At 61.0% G+C, this 16,035-nt stretch carries 22 protein-coding genes and 1 pseudogene; 15 read left to right on the forward strand and 8 right to left on the reverse strand.

The genetic code is table 11. The annotated features are described in order from the left end of the window. Positions 1-51: 51 nt before the first annotated feature. The 3 genes from ACVWYO_RS02370 to ACVWYO_RS02380 are packed head-to-tail and all read left to right on the forward strand — an operon-like array spanning position 52 to position 4,099. Positions 52-522 (forward strand): hypothetical protein, encoded by a 471-nt coding sequence (locus tag ACVWYO_RS02370; RefSeq protein WP_457348604.1) that lies wholly within the window; start codon positions 52-54, stop codon positions 520-522. After that, positions 519-2,039 (forward strand): terminase large subunit, encoded by a 1,521-nt coding sequence (locus ACVWYO_RS02375; protein ID WP_457348605.1) that lies wholly within the window; start codon positions 519-521, stop codon positions 2,037-2,039. Before ACVWYO_RS02370 ends, ACVWYO_RS02375 begins: the two co-directional genes overlap by 4 nt. Further along, a complete protein-coding gene (locus ACVWYO_RS02380; protein WP_457348606.1) occupies positions 2,039-4,099 on the forward strand; it encodes a phage portal protein in 2,061 nt (686 codons plus the stop codon). The genes ACVWYO_RS02375 and ACVWYO_RS02380 overlap by 1 nt, the downstream gene beginning before the upstream one ends. 64 nt (positions 4,100-4,163) lie before the next feature. Here ACVWYO_RS02380 and ACVWYO_RS02385 read toward each other — a convergent pair. Beyond that, positions 4,164-5,098: pseudogene (locus ACVWYO_RS02385) on the reverse strand (IS5 family transposase). Positions 5,099-5,163: 65 nt separating this feature from the next. Between ACVWYO_RS02385 and ACVWYO_RS02390 the strand changes: the two are divergent. The 9 genes from ACVWYO_RS02390 (at position 5,164) to ACVWYO_RS02430 (ending at position 9,922) form a co-directional block, all read left to right on the forward strand. Then, on the forward strand, positions 5,164-6,390 hold the full coding sequence (locus tag ACVWYO_RS02390; protein ID WP_457348607.1) for a phage major capsid protein: 1,227 nt from the start codon (positions 5,164-5,166) through the stop codon (positions 6,388-6,390). A gap of 65 nt (positions 6,391-6,455) precedes the next feature. Further along, complete coding sequence (locus ACVWYO_RS02395) at positions 6,456-6,758, forward strand: hypothetical protein (RefSeq protein ID WP_457348608.1); 303 nt, start codon at positions 6,456-6,458, stop codon at positions 6,756-6,758. Between the two features lie 3 nt (positions 6,759-6,761). Continuing rightward, positions 6,762-7,418 (forward strand): head-tail connector protein, encoded by a 657-nt coding sequence (locus ACVWYO_RS02400; RefSeq protein ID WP_457348609.1) that lies wholly within the window; start codon positions 6,762-6,764, stop codon positions 7,416-7,418. Then, complete coding sequence (locus ACVWYO_RS02405) at positions 7,418-7,759, forward strand: phage head closure protein (protein WP_457348610.1); 342 nt, start codon at positions 7,418-7,420, stop codon at positions 7,757-7,759. The genes ACVWYO_RS02400 and ACVWYO_RS02405 overlap by 1 nt, the downstream gene beginning before the upstream one ends. Beyond that, positions 7,759-8,292 (forward strand): hypothetical protein, encoded by a 534-nt coding sequence (locus tag ACVWYO_RS02410; RefSeq protein WP_457348611.1) that lies wholly within the window; start codon positions 7,759-7,761, stop codon positions 8,290-8,292. Before ACVWYO_RS02405 ends, ACVWYO_RS02410 begins: the two co-directional genes overlap by 1 nt. Then, complete coding sequence (locus ACVWYO_RS02415; protein WP_457348612.1) at positions 8,289-8,699, forward strand: hypothetical protein; 411 nt, start codon at positions 8,289-8,291, stop codon at positions 8,697-8,699. The genes ACVWYO_RS02410 and ACVWYO_RS02415 overlap by 4 nt, the downstream gene beginning before the upstream one ends. A gap of 36 nt (positions 8,700-8,735) precedes the next feature. Further along, positions 8,736-9,167 carry a phage tail tube protein gene (locus tag ACVWYO_RS02420; protein WP_457348613.1) on the forward strand — a complete coding sequence of 144 codons (432 nt, stop codon included), beginning with the start codon at positions 8,736-8,738 and terminating at the stop codon, positions 9,165-9,167. A 33-nt stretch (positions 9,168-9,200) separates the two neighbouring features. Then, positions 9,201-9,500, forward strand: a complete 300-nt coding sequence (locus ACVWYO_RS02425) for a hypothetical protein (protein WP_457348614.1) — start codon at positions 9,201-9,203, stop codon at positions 9,498-9,500. Next, positions 9,500-9,922: a hypothetical protein gene (locus tag ACVWYO_RS02430; protein ID WP_457348615.1), complete on the forward strand. Its 423-nt coding sequence runs from the start codon at positions 9,500-9,502 to the stop codon at positions 9,920-9,922. The genes ACVWYO_RS02425 and ACVWYO_RS02430 overlap by 1 nt, the downstream gene beginning before the upstream one ends. 83 nt (positions 9,923-10,005) lie before the next feature. On the opposite strand, the gene ACVWYO_RS02435 is transcribed toward ACVWYO_RS02430, so the two are convergent. Next, positions 10,006-10,467 carry a hypothetical protein gene (locus tag ACVWYO_RS02435; RefSeq protein ID WP_457348616.1) on the reverse strand — a complete coding sequence of 154 codons (462 nt, stop codon included), beginning with the start codon at positions 10,465-10,467 and terminating at the stop codon, positions 10,006-10,008. Between the two features lie 23 nt (positions 10,468-10,490). Continuing rightward, the gene (locus tag ACVWYO_RS02440) at positions 10,491-11,423 is read right to left on the reverse strand and encodes an IS5 family transposase (RefSeq protein WP_457348219.1); all 933 of its coding nucleotides are present in this window, start codon (positions 11,421-11,423) and stop codon (positions 10,491-10,493) included. Positions 11,424-11,670: 247 nt separating this feature from the next. Here ACVWYO_RS02440 and ACVWYO_RS02445 point away from each other — a divergent pair, with 247 nt between their 5' ends. Then, on the forward strand, positions 11,671-12,228 hold the full coding sequence (locus ACVWYO_RS02445) for a hypothetical protein (RefSeq protein WP_457348617.1): 558 nt from the start codon (positions 11,671-11,673) through the stop codon (positions 12,226-12,228). Between the two features lie 633 nt (positions 12,229-12,861). Here ACVWYO_RS02445 and ACVWYO_RS02450 read toward each other — a convergent pair. The 5 genes from ACVWYO_RS02450 to ACVWYO_RS02470 form a co-directional block, all read right to left on the reverse strand. After that, positions 12,862-13,323, reverse strand: coding sequence for a hypothetical protein (locus ACVWYO_RS02450; protein WP_457348618.1), 462 nt, complete (start codon positions 13,321-13,323; stop codon positions 12,862-12,864). 10 nt (positions 13,324-13,333) lie between these two features. Next, entirely contained in the window at positions 13,334-13,507 is a 174-nt protein-coding gene (locus tag ACVWYO_RS02455; protein ID WP_457348619.1) for a hypothetical protein, read from the reverse strand. A gap of 104 nt (positions 13,508-13,611) precedes the next feature. Next, on the reverse strand, positions 13,612-13,842 hold the full coding sequence (locus ACVWYO_RS02460) for a peptidase S24 (protein ID WP_457348620.1): 231 nt from the start codon (positions 13,840-13,842) through the stop codon (positions 13,612-13,614). Then, entirely contained in the window at positions 13,839-14,228 is a 390-nt protein-coding gene (locus ACVWYO_RS02465) for a hypothetical protein (protein ID WP_457348621.1), read from the reverse strand. The genes ACVWYO_RS02460 and ACVWYO_RS02465 overlap by 4 nt, the downstream gene beginning before the upstream one ends. Before the next feature lie 25 nt (positions 14,229-14,253). After that, positions 14,254-14,496 (reverse strand): hypothetical protein, encoded by a 243-nt coding sequence (locus tag ACVWYO_RS02470; RefSeq protein WP_457348622.1) that lies wholly within the window; start codon positions 14,494-14,496, stop codon positions 14,254-14,256. Positions 14,497-14,636: 140 nt separating this feature from the next. On the opposite strand from ACVWYO_RS02470, the gene ACVWYO_RS02475 reads away from it, so the two are divergent. Further along, entirely contained in the window at positions 14,637-15,518 is an 882-nt protein-coding gene (locus ACVWYO_RS02475) for a S1 family peptidase (protein ID WP_457348623.1), read from the forward strand. A 74-nt stretch (positions 15,519-15,592) separates the two neighbouring features. Beyond that, positions 15,593-16,015: an HIRAN domain-containing protein gene (locus ACVWYO_RS02480; protein WP_457348624.1), complete on the forward strand. Its 423-nt coding sequence runs from the start codon at positions 15,593-15,595 to the stop codon at positions 16,013-16,015. The last annotated feature ends 20 nt before the right edge of the window (positions 16,016-16,035 follow it).

Genomic DNA, 16,035 nt, shown 5'->3' on the forward strand with positions numbered 1-16,035 from the left:
ATCGCTAATACAGTTTTTGCTCCGGCGCGGCCGGGCGTCAGGATAGTCACCATGGCTCGTCGCCAGCGCATCGACAGCGCAACAGGCGCTGTGGCGACGATGGCAGCGGCTGCCCGCGACCTGTCGCCGCCCAAGCATCTAAAAATTCGACGTGGCGATCTGCCGTTCTGGGACGCGGTGATCAAGGAGCGCGCGAAGAGCGAGTGGACCGATGCCGATTTGGCGGTTGCTGCCAATCTGGCTCGCGCCATGTCAGACGCCGAGCGGATCGCGGCCATGACCGTCGACGGCGGTGGGCATGTGCGGCTGGCCGACGTGATCACATCGATCGAACTGTCCGATAAGTTGGCTCGGCGGATCGTCACGCTGCGCCGCGCGCTCGGTATGGATAACCGGGCGAAGAACGGCGAGCAACGTGACGTCGACAAGCGCCGCGAGCACGCGAAGGGCATCGAGGGCGGGCACAACCCGATGGAGGACGACGGAGACGGCTTGCTGGCAAGGCCGTCGACGCTTCAGTGACGCGAGGCGAGCGAGTTATCGCGTTCATCGAGCGGTACTGCCTGGTGCCCGAGGGAAAGCTGGTCGGTAAGCCGGTCCGCCTCGTGCCGTTCCAGCGCCGATTCATCCTGGAAGTGTACGACAACCCAGTCGGCACGACTGAGGGCATTCTGTCGATTGCGCGCAAAAACGGGAAGTCGGCGCTGATCGCCTGTATCCTGCTCGCTCACCTCGCCGGGCCCGAAGCGCGACTGAACAGCCAGATAGTTTCCGGCGCGCGGTCGCGCGATCAGGCAGCGCTTGTGTTCAACCTTGCAGCGAAGATGATCGCGCTGTCGCCTGACCTCTCGAAGCTGATTCGCATCGTCCCGTCAGGAAAACGGCTGATCGGCTTGGCGCTGAACGTCGAATACCGCGCCCTGGCGGCCGACGGCCATACCGCTCACGGTCTTTCGCCGGTCCTGGCGATCCTCGATGAGCTGGGTCAGGTCCGCGGACCGCAAGACGACTTCGTGGAAGCGATCGAGACGGCGTCGGGCGCATATGACGATGCCCTACGCCTGATCATTTCGACGCAAGCGCCGACCGACGCCGACATGCTGTCGATCAAGATAGACGACGCGAAGCGGTCAAAAGATCCGAAGATCGTCGCTCACGTCTATGCCGCGGAGAAAGACGCTGACGTGCTCGATACCAAGGCGCACGCGGCGGCAAATCCCGCACTCGGCGTTTTCCGATCGCTCCCCGAGTTGCTCGCCGCGGCCGAAAAAGCTTCGCGCATGCCGTCGGCAGAGAATGGGTTTCGGAACCTGTACCTGAATCAGCGGGTGAATCGGTTCTCGCCCTTCATTTCGCCGGGCGTCTGGGGCGCCACCAACGCCGAAATAAGCGAGCAGGCATTCGCCGCCGGCACCGTCTACGGCGGCCTCGATCTTGCGGAAACGACCGACCTGGTTGCGTTCGTGCTGATCGTTCAGGACGAGCATGGGTGCTGGCACGTCAAAGCATGGTTCTGGAAACCGGAAACCACCCTGAAGGACCACGCAAAGCGCGATCGCGTGCCGTACGATGTTTGGGCCGAGCAGGGTCTGATCTTCACGACCCCCGGTGTCGCGGTCGATTATGAATATGTTGCGCGGACGATCTCGGATCTGTGCGCACCCTACCAGGTCGCTAAGATCGGCTACGACCGCTTTCGGTTCAAGACGCTCGAAGCTCAGATGCAGAAGATCGGCGTCTCGCTGCCGTTCGAGCCGATGGGTCAAGGCTATGTATCAATGGCGCCAGCGATGGACGTCACCGAAATCGACTTCCTGAACGGGAATATCCGCCACGGCGGAAACCCGGTGCTGACGATGTGCGCCGCGAACACCGTCGTCATCAAGGACCCCGCGGGCAACCGAAAACTCGACAAAGCGAAATCCACGGGCCGCATCGACGGCATGGTCGCGCTGGTCATGGCGAGAGGAATTGCAGCCATGGAAGGTGAAGCGGCTCCCGACGTCGACGATTTCCTGTCAAACGTGGTCATCGGCTGATGGCGCTATTCGACGGCTGGTTTGGCCTGAACAACCTTTTCAACCAGCGCGCCAAGCTGACCGAGCCGGATGCTCGTGCTGCGGCACAGGTTATCCAGTTCGGCAGGCCGATCACGCCCGATGCGGCTATGCAGCTGTCCACGGTATGGGCCTGCGTACGATTACTGTCGGAAACGATCGGGACGCTGCCGCTAAGCGTCTATACGAAAAAGCCGGATGGCAGTCGCGCCGCATCGCCAGACCACGCGCTCTATTCGACGCTGCACGATAGCCCGAATGCAGATCAATCCGCCGTCGAGTTTTGGGAGTGTGTCGTCGCGTGTCTCTGCCTGTGGGGCAATTTCTACGCCGAGAAATCCATCAATGTTTTGGGCCAGATCACGTCTCTGACGCCGATCCCGCCCGACCGCATGCGGGTTACGCGCGATGCCAATGGTGCACGTCGCTATAGCTGGACGGATCTAATCGGCCGCCCGTTCGTCGCGAACGAGACTGCGGTTTTTCATGTCCGAGGCTTCGGCATCGGGCTCGATCTTGGACTGTCGCCGATCGGTTACGCGCGCGCCACGCTCGGCGCTGCGTTCGCCGCAGACAAATCTGCGATGAGCGCATTCGAGAACGGGGTGCGTCCAAGCGGCATTTTGCAGCATGATGGGAAGCTGACGCAGGAACAGCGTGACCAAGCCCGCAGGAATATCCTGGACCCGCTCACCGGTCCCGAGAACACATCGCGCGGCGCCATTTTCGAAAAGGGTTGGACCTGGTCGAGCATGACCGGCGGCATTCCGCCCGGTGATCTCCAGCTGCTTGAAACCCGCGCATTTCATGTCGAGGAGCTGTGCCGGTGGTTCCGGGTGCCGCCCTTCATGATTGGGCATACCGAGAAGTCGACCAGCTGGGGCACCGGGCTCGAGCAACAGATGATCGGGTTCCTGACCTTCTCGCTGCGACCGTACCTCAGTCGCATCGAACAGGCGATCAAGAAGCAGCTCATCCCGCCCTCCGAGCAGTCGTCCGTCTATGCGGAGTTTGTGCTCGAAGGCCTGATGCGGGCCGACAGCGCGGGGCGCGCTGCACTCTATGCCTCGGCTGCACAGAACGGGTGGATGGATCGCGACGAGATCCGCGACAAGGAAAAACCTGCCGCGGCGCGGCGGCGGCGCCGGGAAGCTTACGGCGCAGTCCAACCTCGTGCCGCTCGACAAGCTCGGCGAACAAACCGGCGCGTCGCCCATCGGTCACAATGGTGGCCCGTCGCTCAACGATACCGGCGCCAACCCGCCGATCGCCGCCTGAAATCGGAGATGACAATGGATCATGATGCCACTGCGTTTGCGATGGAGGTGAAGTTCGCCTCGGACGCGCAGACCGGCGAGTTCGAGGGCTATGGTGCGATATTTGGCAGCCAGGACAGCCACGGCGACCTGATCTTACCGGGCGCTTTCAGGGACACGCTTGCGCAACGCGCTTCGGCAGGACGCACGCTGCCGATGTACGCGCAGCACGGGCCGCATGTGGGCGGTGACCATCTTCCAGTCGGCGTGTGGAAAAGCGTTGAAGAGGATGGCGCCGGCCTGAAAGTCGCGGGCCGCATATCGGGCATGGATACCGAAGCAGGCAAGCGTATCCACGGCCTCGTCAAGGATGGCGCGCTTAACGGCTTGTCGATCGAGTACAACGTGCCGCGCGGTGCGGCGGTATACGGTAAGTCTGCGGGCGAGCCGAAGCGGACGATCAAGTCCGCTAACCTGCATGGCATTTCGCTGGTCGCCGACCCTTCGCACACGATGGCGCGGATCAGCAGCATCAAATCGGCGCGCTTCGATCTGGAGCAGCTGGAAACCAAGCTGGCGGCTGGGGATCAGCTGACCGAGCGGGAGTGGGGCGATCTTCTCAAGTTGAAGTTCGACCTCACCAACAGCCAGGCGGATCGCGCTGTGCGCGTCAACCTGAAGTCGCGGCCTCGGGATGAGGCACCCACCGAAATGACCCCCGCGCTCAAGAGCGCTTTTGCCGACATCCGTGCGAGCATCGCCGGTCTCGGCCAGCAAAAGGACTGATTACCATGGCGTGGCTTTGTTGCATAATTACGCGAGAGCATGACCGACGTTTTACTTGAAGATGTTATTGGATGCGGACGGTCACCGGCGTTCCTATTTCGGAGAACCGATTGAGAATTGCAGCACGGACTTTGAGCTCGGTAATCTGACGATCGAAGGTGCGGGCGACAACGCGCTGGCCCAGGAGTTTGAAGCAGTGCATTTTGGTCTCGACCAGACTGCGGCGATGATAGCCGCTCCACTTTTTCCAGATTGCGCGACCAAGCCGCTTTGTCGCGCGTAGCGCTCCATTGCGTGCATCGACGCCGGGACCGCCTTCTGCCCATGGTTGCCCGTTGCGGCGGACCGGGATGACCGCATCGGCACCGCGCCCGGCAATAGCGGCATGGCAGTCCCTGGTATCATAAGCGCCATCTCCGCCGACGCTGAGTATCCGCTCGTCTCCGGGAATTTGCGCCAGGAGAACGGGCAGCGTCGGTGCGTCACCAATGGCATTCGTCGTGACCTCAATGGCCCGGATATCCAGCGTCCCAGCATCAATCCCGAGATGCACCTTGCGCCACTGGCGACGGTAGGACGGTCCGTGTTTGCGCGTCTTCCACTCGCCTTCTCCCGTCATTTTGATCCCGGTGCTGTCGACCAGCAGGTGCAGTCCGCCCGAGCTGATCCGCCCGCGCCGAGGTTGACCTTCAACGTCTTCTGCCGTCGGCACAGCGTCGTATAATCCGGCACCGACCAATCCAGCCCCGCCATTTTGATCAGGCTCGAAACCAACCCCGTCACTTGCCGCAAAGGCAGGTTGAACAGCGTCTTCAGCGTCAGGCACAGCTCTATCGCGCTGTCTGAAAACCGCATCGGGCGACCAGGGCGACCACACGGCTTCGAAAGCCAGTGCATCTCCGGATCAAACCATATTTCCAGCGACCCACGCCGCTTCAGCGCCGCATTATACTCAGGCCAGTTCGTCGTACGATACACAGGTGCGGCAGGTTTGGGCATTACGCCTATCTATACCGCTCGATTCCCTGCGTGAATCCCCGCCATCAGTTTTGCAACAAAGCCCCATGGCGGACGAAACCAATCTCGAAACCGAGTTCAAGAACCTTACGGTTGAGCTAAAAAAGGCGACCGACGAGGTCAAGACACAGGCCGAAAAGCACGCGACCGAACTCAAGAACCTCGGCAAGGTCTCCGAGGAAACGAAGGAAAACGCTGACAAGGCCCTGACCGCAATGGGCGGGATCGATACCCGCCTGAAGGACATCGAGCAGAAGATGGCTCGCCGCGGCGGTGCCGACGAGCAGCAGACCGAGGAGCGCAAGAGCCTCGGTCAGCGGTTCATCGAAAGCGACGAGGTCAAGGCTGCGCTCGGTGAAGCCGACAAGTTCAAGGGCAAGGTCTCGGTCGAGTTGAAGAACATCACTTCGGCGTCGACCTCAGGCGCGTCTGCCACGTCGGGCCTCGTCGTCGCGGATCGGCAGGGCTTCATCCAGCTGCCGAACCGTCCGATGACGATCCGCAGCCTGCTCATGCCGGGACGCACGAACAGCGGCTTCATCGAATATCCGAAGGAGTCGGGTTTCACCAATAATGCCGCGACTGTCGCGGAAAATCCGACCAACCCGAAGCCGCAGTCCGATATCACGTACACGCTCGTGAACACCGCAGTGCGGACGATTGCGCACTTCATCATGGCATCGCGGCAGATCCTCGCGGACGCGCCGCAGCTCCAGAGCCAGATCGACGGTCGCTTGCGCTACGGCTATGACTATGCGGAGGAACTGCAACTTCTGCTTGGTGACGGCACCGGCACCAATCTGCTTGGCCTGATGCCGCAGGCGACCGCCTATTCGGCGACCGCAGCCGGGATCACGGAATCGGCGAACATCACCCGCATCGACCGGCTGCGCATCGCATTGCTCCAGTCGGTGCTGGCGCTCTACCCGTCCACCGGCATCGTTCTGAACCCGACCGACTGGGCGCAGATCGAGATGACCAAGGATACGCAGGGCCGGTATATCTTCGCCAACCCGACCGGTCTGGCGGGGCCGAACCTATGGGGCAAGCCAGTCGTCGAAAGCCTGGCGATGGCGCAGAACCAGTTCCTGCTCGGCGCGTTCGCCATGGCCGCTCAGATCTTCGATCGCGAGGATGTGACCGTCCAAATGTCGACGGAGGATCGCGACAATTTCGTCAAGAACATGGTGACGATCTTGGCGGACGGCCGCTTGGCGTTGGCGGTCTACCGTCCGGCCGCGCTGATCGCCGGCAACTTCACCGGCGCGAAGTAAGCGTCGGGCAGCGGGGTCGCAGCTGCGACCCCGCCACCTTCCACCGAGCAACATAGGAGGCCGACATGGCCGATCGCGTCCGCATGAAGTCGAAGTCCACCTTCGACAACCCGTTCATCTATAACCATTCCAAAGAGCGCCTCGGCTCGACGACCGTCCAGCCCGACGACGAGTTTTCGACCGAGCCGGAACATGCGGACCAGCTGAAAGCCGTCAGCATGGCTGAGACGATCAGTGGCGACGTGTCCGACCGGACTGAGCGTCAGGAGAAGTTGAAGGGCACCCAAACGTCAGCGGCGGGTGCCATCATCACCAACCGCTCCGCCCCCTCGCCGGCGACGCCGGCCAAGGCTTCGGCGGCCAGCTGAGCCATGCAGGTCGTCGTCGTCACGCCGCCGAGCCCGTTTGTCGATCTCGACCTGGCAAAGCAGCACCTTCGGGTCGATGGCAGTGACGACGACAGCCTGATTTCGCTGTACATCGCAGCGGCGCAATCGATGATCGACGGGCCGGGCGGTTGGCTGGGGCGCGCAATCGGCGTGCAGACCCTCGAGCTTCGGCTCGATGGCTTCCCTCCTGCGATTTGGGGTTGGTCCAGCGGCAACACCGGCCTGTTCTTTGGTTCCGAGCCTTCGTCAGGCCCGCTATACGGCTCGCGCCTCGGCTCGCCCTCTATTACCCTCCCCTACCCTCCCCTGATCCAGGTCAACTCAGTGACCTATGAGGATGCGAACGGGGTCCAGCAGGCTCTGCCATCGAGCGCGTTTCTGGCGAGCGATGAGGGGCTTACTGCATCGTTCGGCACTGTCTTCCCGTCAGGCCGATGGGAGCCCAGATCGGTGCGGATCCAGTATGATGCGGGCTATGCGTTAATTCCCGCAGCCATTTCCGCCGCGATGCTCCTCATGGTCGGCGATCTCTATGGCAACCGAACGACCGTCGAGACCGGTGTTCGCGCCGCGGCCGTGAGTGTGCCGATGTCCGCTACCGTCGAAGCGTTGCTCGCGCCCTATCGTGTGATCGGCTGATGGCGCTATCCCCGGGCCGCCTCCGTCATCGCGTAACCATCCGCCGCGGCTCGAAGGTCAAGAAAGCTACCGGCCCCGGCTATGACACCACGTGGGGAGACGTGGCGACGGTCTGGGCCGAGGTGATCGGCATCGCCGGCCGCGAGGCGACGATCGGCCAAGCGCTGCAAGGCATCTCCGCTTATCGGATTACGGTGCGATTCGGAGCGGCCGTGACCGAGGCCGATCAGCTTCGGTACGGCGCGATCGATCTCAACATCCATTCGGTCACCGATCCGACGGGTATGCGCGAAGAACTGCTGATCCTGGCCGACACCGGGTCAGCGCAGAAAACCGGCTGATGGCGGGCAAGGACCGCATCCAGGGGCTCGCCGACACCTATGCCATGTTAGGCGCGCTGCCGGACGCTGCGCGCGACGAGGCAGGCGTAGAGCTTGCCCAGATCAGCCGCGATTTTCTGGCGTTGCAGCAGGTCCGCGTACCAAAGGATACCGGCGCACTGGAGGCCGGGCTTACGTTCGCGGTGAATTTCGATAGCCTTCGCGCGCGCATCGGCCTGCTCGGCCTCAAAAGCGCTCGCTCCGGCAAGATCAACCTCGCAAAACTGTTCTACGGCATCATCGTCGATAAGGGGCGCTCTGCCCAAACAGTCATCGTCGAGCGTCGGCGGCGGGTCAACGGCCAGCTCCGCTCGGAAGACGGTCGAAACCGCAAGCGCGTTGAGGATATCGTCTCGACCTATTCGCTGCATGTGAAAGCGCGCGAGGCGGTCGAGTTCATCGAACTCAGCGAGAGCGAAATCGACGACATCGCAACCCGGCGTCTCGCTGACTTCTGGGACAACGCGATGTCGAAGGCGGGGCAAAGCGCATGACCGATATCGTCGATACCGTGAGCGCGGTCCGAATCGCCGTGTTCGATGCCCTAGAGGCGGGCGTCGACATCGCACTTTGCGGTGTTTTCGATGACCTTCCCGAGGGGACGCAGCCCAACTTCCTCAAGATCGGCGTCATCGAGAATGAGAACGACGAGTCGAAAGGCGATCAGTTCGAACGACTGATGGTCGAAGTGCTGGGGGTTTACCGCGGCGCTGATCGCGGCGTTCTAGTTGCGATGATGTTCGCCGGACGCCGCGCCCTCGACCGCCAGAAGCTCGCTGCGCCGGGCGTCAACTTTCTCCGCTGCCGCTTCGTCAAAGGCGTGACTAGCGATGCGTCGCCGCAGGACGGCGTCACCTATGCCGGCCTCATGCAGTTCGAAATCTGGGCCGAGGCTGCCTGATCCTTCCCACCACCCGACCACGTCAAGGAGACGACCATGCCCACCACTTTGCTCGGTAACGATTATCTCGCCTGGGTTGAAACCGCTGTTGCGGGCACGTTCGTCGCCCTCGGCGGCCAGGGGACGCTCAGCGAGACGCGCTCGCAGACCAACATCGACACGTCCGACAAGACGTCGAACGGTTACATGACCGAGGCATATGGCAACATCAAAGTCAGCTATTCGCTCGACGTCCGCGCGAAGCTTCCAGATACGGCCTACACCCGCATGGAAACGCTGATCGCTGCGCGCACGCCGTTCAACTTCCAAGTCCGCAAGAACGGCCAGGCTGGAGCGAGCGCGGACTCGATTTTCACCGCGCTGATGTACGGGACGATCGCCAGCCGGACCTTCACCAAAGACGGCACGGTTGACGTGAAGATCACCTTGTCGCTCGCTGTCGCGCCCACGGTCGACGTCCTGGCGTAACAGCGCCGCTGCCCTGTTTCGGAGAACCCTCCCATGCCGATCACCATCGGCGAGCAGACGCTCGCCACTCAGCGGCCCGCCGACCTCGACGAAAAGTTGGTCGAGGCGACGGGCTGCACAGCCGCCGAACACGCGGCGATGATCAAGAAAGGCGCGACCGCGCCGTATCAGATCGCTCGAGCGGTCGCGCCTTTGTTCGTCCAGTCGATTGATCTGACCGATCTGTCGGTCATGATCGGCGCAGCTGAGTGGGCTCAGGTCGTCACTCAGGCCCGCAGCCTGCTCGCCGAGCCGCTCGTCCTTACCGACGCACATACCGTGGAGGCGCAATAATGGCCGCGCCCAAGCGTACACGCACGCGCGCCGCGGCGGCGGATCTGCCAGAAGCCCAGCCCAGCGCCAACCCAGAGCGCGGCGAGCATGAGCTGGAACTGGGTGGCATTGTGTATCGCCTTCGCCCGTCGTTCGCGGCCAACGTCGCGATCGAGCGTCAGACCGGCCAATCGCTGATCAGCCTAGCGCAGCTGGGCAGCACGAGCAGCCTCACCTTGTCGCAGATCGGCATCATCGCCGCCGAGTGGATCAAGGCCGGTGCTGAGGATGGCCTCACTCGTAATGTCGGTGCCGATCGCATCGCCGAGCTTGCCTATGAAGAAGGTCTGCCCAGCGTGCTTTCACGGCTGACCATCTGTCTCGTCGACAGTTGCACGGGCGGTCGGACTGCGGAGGGAAACGCGAAGGCGGTGGCGGCGTAGCTGAGGCGGACCGTCACCGCAAAATGATGGGGATCGCGCAAGACGCGTTTCAGTGGAGCGCTGACCAGTTCTGGAACGCCACGTCAGTGGAATTTTGGTCGATGGTCGAAGCTCGGCAGGCGTCGAACAGCCCCATCCATTAACTGATCGCCGGTCGTTAGGAGCAGCACATGGCAGCACAAAATCGCCGCGATCTGTTCCTGTCGGTTTCGGCCGACACAAGCGTCATGACTGCCGCGCTCTAGGCTGGGCGGTCGACCCTCGCGGATTTTGGCAAGGACGCGAACGCGGCGGTCGATGCCGTCCAGCAGGCTTTCCAGAAGTTCGCGGAAGGAAATGTCCAAGCTGGGGCGAAAGCGCTCGAGGCGAACTATAACCAAGCATTCGCAGCGATCCGGGCCGGCGCGCGTGCCGTTGGAGATGCGCCGAGCAATATCGCGGCTTTCGATATCCTGAGCGCGTCGGCGACCCGCGAGGCAGTTGCCAATGCTGAGCGCCGCGTTGACGCCTTGAAATGGCTTTGTTGCATAATTACGCGAGAGCATGACCGACGTTTTACTTGAAGATGTTATTGGATGCGGACGGTCACCGGCGTTCCTATTTCGGAGAACCGATTGAGAATTGCAGCACGGACTTTGAGCTCGGTAATCTGACGATCGAAGGTGCGGGCGACAACGCGCTGGCCCAGGAGTTTGAAGCAGTGCATTTTGGTCTCGACCAGACTGCGGCGATGATAGCCGCTCCACTTTTTCCAGATTGCGCGACCAAGCCGCTTTGTCGCGCGTAGCGCTCCATTGCGTGCATCGACGCCGGGACCGCCTTCTGCCCATGGTTGCCCGTTGCGGCGGACCGGGATGACCGCATCGGCACCGCGCCCGGCAATAGCGGCATGGCAGTCCCTGGTATCATAAGCGCCATCTCCGCCGACGCTGAGTATCCGCTCGTCTCCGGGAATTTGCGCCAGGAGAACGGGCAGCGTCGGTGCGTCACCAATGGCATTCGTCGTGACCTCAATGGCCCGGATATCCAGCGTCCCAGCATCAATCCCGAGATGCACCTTGCGCCACTGGCGACGGTAGGACGGTCCGTGTTTGCGCGTCTTCCACTCGCCTTCTCCCGTCATTTTGATCCCGGTGCTGTCGACCAGCAGGTGCAGTCCGCCCGAGCTGATCCGCCCGCCGAGGTTGACCTTCAACGTCTTCTGCCGTCGGCACAGCGTCGTATAATCCGGCACCGACCAATCCAGCCCCGCCATTTTGATCAGGCTCGAAACCAACCCCGTCACTTGCCGCAAAGGCAGGTTGAACAGCGTCTTCAGCGTCAGGCACAGCTCTATCGCGCTGTCTGAAAACCGCATCGGGCGACCAGGGCGACCACACGGCTTCGAAAGCCAGTGCATCTCCGGATCAAACCATATTTCCAGCGACCCACGCCGCTTCAGCGCCGCATTATACTCAGGCCAGTTCGTCGTACGATACACAGGTGCGGCAGGTTTGGGCATTACGCCTATCTATACCGCTCGATTCCCTGCGTGAATCCCCGCCATCAGTTTTGCAACAAAGCCTTGCTCAGTACTACTTACGCTCATCACGACCTCATGCGCGAAGGCGCAAGCACCTTTGGCCCGCAACGCGCTACCCCCGATCAATCTTGCCGGCATGTCGGTTAACGGTTGGTCAGCGGCTTGGACAGCACGAGAGTCGCCCGATAGCATCTTCCGCGTACTGCCATACAAGTTTGATCATGTCGTGAAACGCGGCACCGACGCTGTTCTTGTGATGGATGCCAAGGGCTCCGGGCATCTCCAAGCTCAGAACGCGACCCCGATCTATCGAGATGGCTTGTGGGAGACGTTGGTGACGCTGCCGACGATGCGCGACGGCGTCGATACCGCGGCGTTCTATCTCTACGCCGATGGCAATGCCGACGAGCTCGACTTTGAGTTCTTCGGCCGCCGCGGGCTGTTCGTAACGGTCCACACTGGCGGAAAGATGACAAAGTTCATCAAGGTAGGCGAGGCTGCGGACTTCGACGGCAAGACGGTTCGGTTCGGGATCCGCGTTGATCAGAGCAGCGGCTTCGTCTCGATGATGGTCAACGGCGCTGAGGTTCATCGCTTCGTGCGGGGTGCAACGTTCGCCGATGACAATTCAACGCCTTTGTGGATCACCACGCCGATGAAGGCGCATTACGACATGGAGCCCTCGACACCTGCCCAGGATAGCTGGCTCAACCACTGGGCCGGCTTCACGTCGTCCCACGACAAGATGGAGATGGTCGTTCACGGCTATCGCTACTCCTCGTAAGGACGAGGGGTTTCGTCAGCTTCCGCGTCGACTGGCCGAGCCTTTCGGCGGGCCCGCGAGCCGGCGCCTTAGCGAAAGATGAGTGGCGCCGCTAAAATCGCCCACAGTAGAACCGAGGCCGGAAGCGCAAGCAACATACCGTGGGCTCCAAAGCGGTGGTGGCTGATCCGATGTACATTGGGACCGTGAAAATTTGGTTGGCGCAATTCGTCTCTCCAGGCAGTCCTGTGCAGCCGTTACAGGACCACTCGAAGAACGCCCCAAATCGGGACGAAGATCAATACGTAAAATACCGTTTTTACGAATTTTCGTTCTTGCGGAGCGTTTTGACGCGCAGACGGCCGCACCGGGAGCAGCGGGAAACCAGCTTGTCTGGTCGTAGGGTCGCCGGGCGCGTGACCCACTTGTGAATTTCAAAACTGCACAGCATCGGTCCGCCCCATTTCGCCGATGCTTTACGCCCGGTCGACCAGACAGACAGTAGGAGCGTGATTGTGGCTGTTCGGTTAACGTCCTATTGTCTCTACGTTTTCGTATTTCAGCGCGCGTGCCGATTGGGCCAGCTTTACGCGAGGTGAGGACGTTGTCTGCCGAGTTCGGCCAAGGTAGGGGGCTGCGCGGTAGCGGAGCAAATCACAGTGAAGGTCGTCGACCGCCAACAGGATCTGGCTCTTGGTTTTCCTTGAACCACGCCTCCGGCGGATCCGATTGACGGCGGGGAACTGACGTTGGCATCTGAGGTCCGATCTGGTCCTCCTTAGTTTGGCGAGCCTTGGCGGCCGTCCCTCGAATGTCAGAGAGTGTTTCTACTAAACCGTAAAGCCCGGCGAGGGCGACGACGACTCGATCGTCGAGAACGCTGTGGGCCAAATCTGGATCGAACGGCACGACCATCAAAAGGATATACGTTGGGATCGGGGCTGCTGCAGCCACGGTTCCAAAAATCCACTTTTCGCCGAGATGTCCCACAGACCTTGTGTAGAGGCAGCGTGCATAGATAATGAAGAGGAAGAAAATCGAGGAGAGCACAGCCGCCAAGTAGAGAGCGGTGGCGGTGTGCGGCGCGTAGGCATGCACCCACGCGCCGATTGTCACTGCCCCCACGTCAGGAGTATCGGCTGCCCAGCGCCATCCCCGCTGCGGCCGAAATTATCTCGGCTCCGAGCGTAAGAGAGAGGCCCAGTGAGGCGGCAGCCAGACCGACGACCGAAACCGACAGGATGCCGACGCCCAGCATTGTGGGCAGCTTTTGCACGCCGAGCCGGACGAGATTGGACACTACGTTCTCCATGAGTTGACGAGATGGACTTTCTCAACGCTCGTTTCAACAGAAAGTTGAGTCTTATCTGGTCCACTTAATTCCACGTTATAGCTGTGAAGCTGTTAAGACGACTCAACATCCTCGCCGAACCACCACTCCGGCACACGAAAAAACGCGCCGAGGAGCGCTCGGTCCGGCTCTGCCAGCACGGCTGGATACCCCTCGCGCACGAACGTCGACAGATAGGTGTCGCGTCGCCGCAACATTCGCGACAGCGCGGCGAGGCTTTGCCCGTGATCGTTTGCCAACTGGGCAAGCATCTCGCCGGGTGTGCCGATCGGACCGGGTTTCACAACCCCTCAGCCTTCTGCAACGCGGTGTTGATGCGCCCCTCTCGGTCGGGTCCGTCGGCTCCAAAGCGATCAAGTGCGACCTTCACTCTAGCGCCCTTATTTTTCGAACCGAGCGGGCGGCCTCTTCCGCGCTTTACTGGATTGCTCGCCACGATCTTTTCGTCAGCCTTCACCGAACGGCGCTCAACAATCCGGATATGTTCGGCAGCCACGCCAGACACTTTTCGATTTTTCTCTCCACGATAAATGCCTAGCGTGACCATGCGTGCGGACACGGCCATCTGAGTTCGGTCGAGGTCTCGTGCAATCCCTGGATTTTTAGCGCCGCTCTCGACGAGCCGTAGCAATTCTGCATCTTCTTCAGCAGACCATCGACTGGATCTCATGCTTCCATTCCGAAACCGTTGGGGATCACACGCTCAGCCACTCACTCTCGGCGTCGTCAACGGCTTGGAATACGTCCCCATCGGCCTGCTGCGAACGTAGATGGGCGCGGACTGCCTCAGGGTCGCCGTTCTTCGGAAAGGTTCGATCGCCGCGCGCAGCGAATGCGAGTTCGTCGATCCAATCACCTCGATCCTTTTGAGCGAGAAGCCACAGGCCGAACGGTTCGCGTTCCGGCAGGCAATCCTCGAGATGGTCGTATTCTGGCATCTGCTGCTCCGACTCGCTTCTCTATCAGCCGTAATTTATAGCATCGTTACGGGTTTTCGAGAATTGAGCTGACGCCGGTCATTTACGCATATTGCTGAAAATAGGAGATGGGTGTGTTTGCGAGATCAATTAACTTGGGCTTGGCCGCGCTGCTTATGGGGGCAACGCCCGCGCTCTGCCAATCGCAAACTACTCCGACGGATGGTCCGTTTGATCACTATAGGCAATCAACAGTCTCTTTGGGCATGAGCGGGATTGAGGATGGCAAAAGGGTTTTCAGGACCTTAGGCAGCGGGGTCGTGATTTCGGGCGATGGCCGTACCGTTTGTCTGCTGACTGCCAAGCACATGTTTCTTGACCCTACCAATGATTGGTCGCCGACCCAGATTCTGGTCCGGGTGCCGCCTCCCGCAGAAGGTGTCCCCGTAGCAGGTAACGGGACTATACTTCCGCTTGTTGTGGGCGGGCGTAACCTTTGGAAATCGCCCGAAGGCGGAGCAGACCTTGCGGTAATTCGGCTGCCCACAGACGTCCTGTCGCACATTAAGCACGTCGTGGGAGTTGCTGATATCGGCACATCAGATGATATCTATCAGGGGGCTTCGATTTTGGCCCTCGGTTATCCGTCGCTGGTAAGCGAAAGCTATCTATTTTCCCCGTTGGCTCGAACTGGAGTTATTGCATGGGACAAATTTGGAGACGTTCTGGGAGCACCGTTCCTCATCGATGCCAATCTGTATACCGGAAATAGCGGGGGGCCAGTGTTTCACGTTCGCAGTGGTCTTACCCGAGGTGGGTCGACGGAGCTTGTGCCAGGAGCCAGTTTAATCGGGATCGTTTCGCAAGTAGATGTGGAGGACGCTTTAGTATTTTCCGGGAGTCAGTTTATCACCACCAAAGATCAGAGAACGGGGCAAATATCTCAGGCCAAAGCCAGCGTAATCGGGGTTGGCGGAATTGGCATTATCGAGCCAGTTGGACGCGCGCGCGGGATTTTAGACGACTGTCTAGCGGGACGCTGAATAGTTGCTGCGGTTACGCGCTTCCGCTCGCGGACAGGGTCGCGCGCTCTGCGCGTTGGCGGTAGGGTGGCACGATGGATGAGCGTGAGCTAAGCCTTTCGGTGGTCGGTATCGGCTACGACAACGATCGCAAATCGAAAGGCGACCGTCGTTTCGAGATGATGCTCTGCGCGCCGGGTGATCCAATCGAGCTACGACGCGAGCCCAAGAACAAGCATGACAAGCACGCGGTGGCGGTCTTCACCGAGCGTGGCACGCAGCTGGGCTACCTCACCGCCGAGCGTGCACCGTGGATCGGCGGCAAGATCCTGGCTGGCGAGGAGTATGTCGCGATCTACCAGCAACCGGGAGCGGTGGCAGCGGTGATCCGCGTCCGGTTTGGTGGCGGCGCACCCACCCTGCCCTCGCCCCGTCCGACGCGACTGTCGTCCGACGAGAGCGGACAACTGGGGGATGACTTCGAGGCCGATCCTGACGGGCCGGAATGGGGCGCATAGGCCCATACAGCCCGCCACGA

This window comes from Sphingomonas sp. UYP23, assembly GCF_054059235.1.

What these genes read in the sequence shown, in the direction of transcription:
- ACVWYO_RS02370 (WP_457348604.1), top strand. Translation starts at nt 52, where the DNA reads ATGGCTCGTCGCCAGCGCATCGACAGCGCAACAGGCGCTGTGGCGACG.
- ACVWYO_RS02380 (WP_457348606.1), top strand. Translation starts at nt 2,039, where the DNA reads ATGGCGCTATTCGACGGCTGGTTTGGCCTGAACAACCTTTTCAACCAG.
- ACVWYO_RS02390 (WP_457348607.1), top strand. Translation starts at nt 5,164, where the DNA reads ATGGCGGACGAAACCAATCTCGAAACCGAGTTCAAGAACCTTACGGTT.
- ACVWYO_RS02395 (WP_457348608.1), top strand. Translation starts at nt 6,456, where the DNA reads ATGGCCGATCGCGTCCGCATGAAGTCGAAGTCCACCTTCGACAACCCG.
- ACVWYO_RS02400 (WP_457348609.1), top strand. Translation starts at nt 6,762, where the DNA reads ATGCAGGTCGTCGTCGTCACGCCGCCGAGCCCGTTTGTCGATCTCGAC.
- ACVWYO_RS02405 (WP_457348610.1), top strand. Translation starts at nt 7,418, where the DNA reads ATGGCGCTATCCCCGGGCCGCCTCCGTCATCGCGTAACCATCCGCCGC.
- ACVWYO_RS02410 (WP_457348611.1), top strand. Translation starts at nt 7,759, where the DNA reads ATGGCGGGCAAGGACCGCATCCAGGGGCTCGCCGACACCTATGCCATG.
- ACVWYO_RS02415 (WP_457348612.1), top strand. Translation starts at nt 8,289, where the DNA reads ATGACCGATATCGTCGATACCGTGAGCGCGGTCCGAATCGCCGTGTTC.
- ACVWYO_RS02420 (WP_457348613.1), top strand. Translation starts at nt 8,736, where the DNA reads ATGCCCACCACTTTGCTCGGTAACGATTATCTCGCCTGGGTTGAAACC.
- ACVWYO_RS02425 (WP_457348614.1), top strand. Translation starts at nt 9,201, where the DNA reads ATGCCGATCACCATCGGCGAGCAGACGCTCGCCACTCAGCGGCCCGCC.
- ACVWYO_RS02430 (WP_457348615.1), top strand. Translation starts at nt 9,500, where the DNA reads ATGGCCGCGCCCAAGCGTACACGCACGCGCGCCGCGGCGGCGGATCTG.
- ACVWYO_RS02435 (WP_457348616.1), bottom strand. Translation starts at nt 10,467, where the DNA reads ATGCTCTCGCGTAATTATGCAACAAAGCCATTTCAAGGCGTCAACGCG.
- ACVWYO_RS02440 (WP_457348219.1), bottom strand. Translation starts at nt 11,423, where the DNA reads ATGCCCAAACCTGCCGCACCTGTGTATCGTACGACGAACTGGCCTGAG.
- ACVWYO_RS02465 (WP_457348621.1), bottom strand. Translation starts at nt 14,228, where the DNA reads ATGAGATCCAGTCGATGGTCTGCTGAAGAAGATGCAGAATTGCTACGG.
- ACVWYO_RS02470 (WP_457348622.1), bottom strand. Translation starts at nt 14,496, where the DNA reads ATGCCAGAATACGACCATCTCGAGGATTGCCTGCCGGAACGCGAACCG.
- ACVWYO_RS02480 (WP_457348624.1), top strand. Translation starts at nt 15,593, where the DNA reads ATGGATGAGCGTGAGCTAAGCCTTTCGGTGGTCGGTATCGGCTACGAC.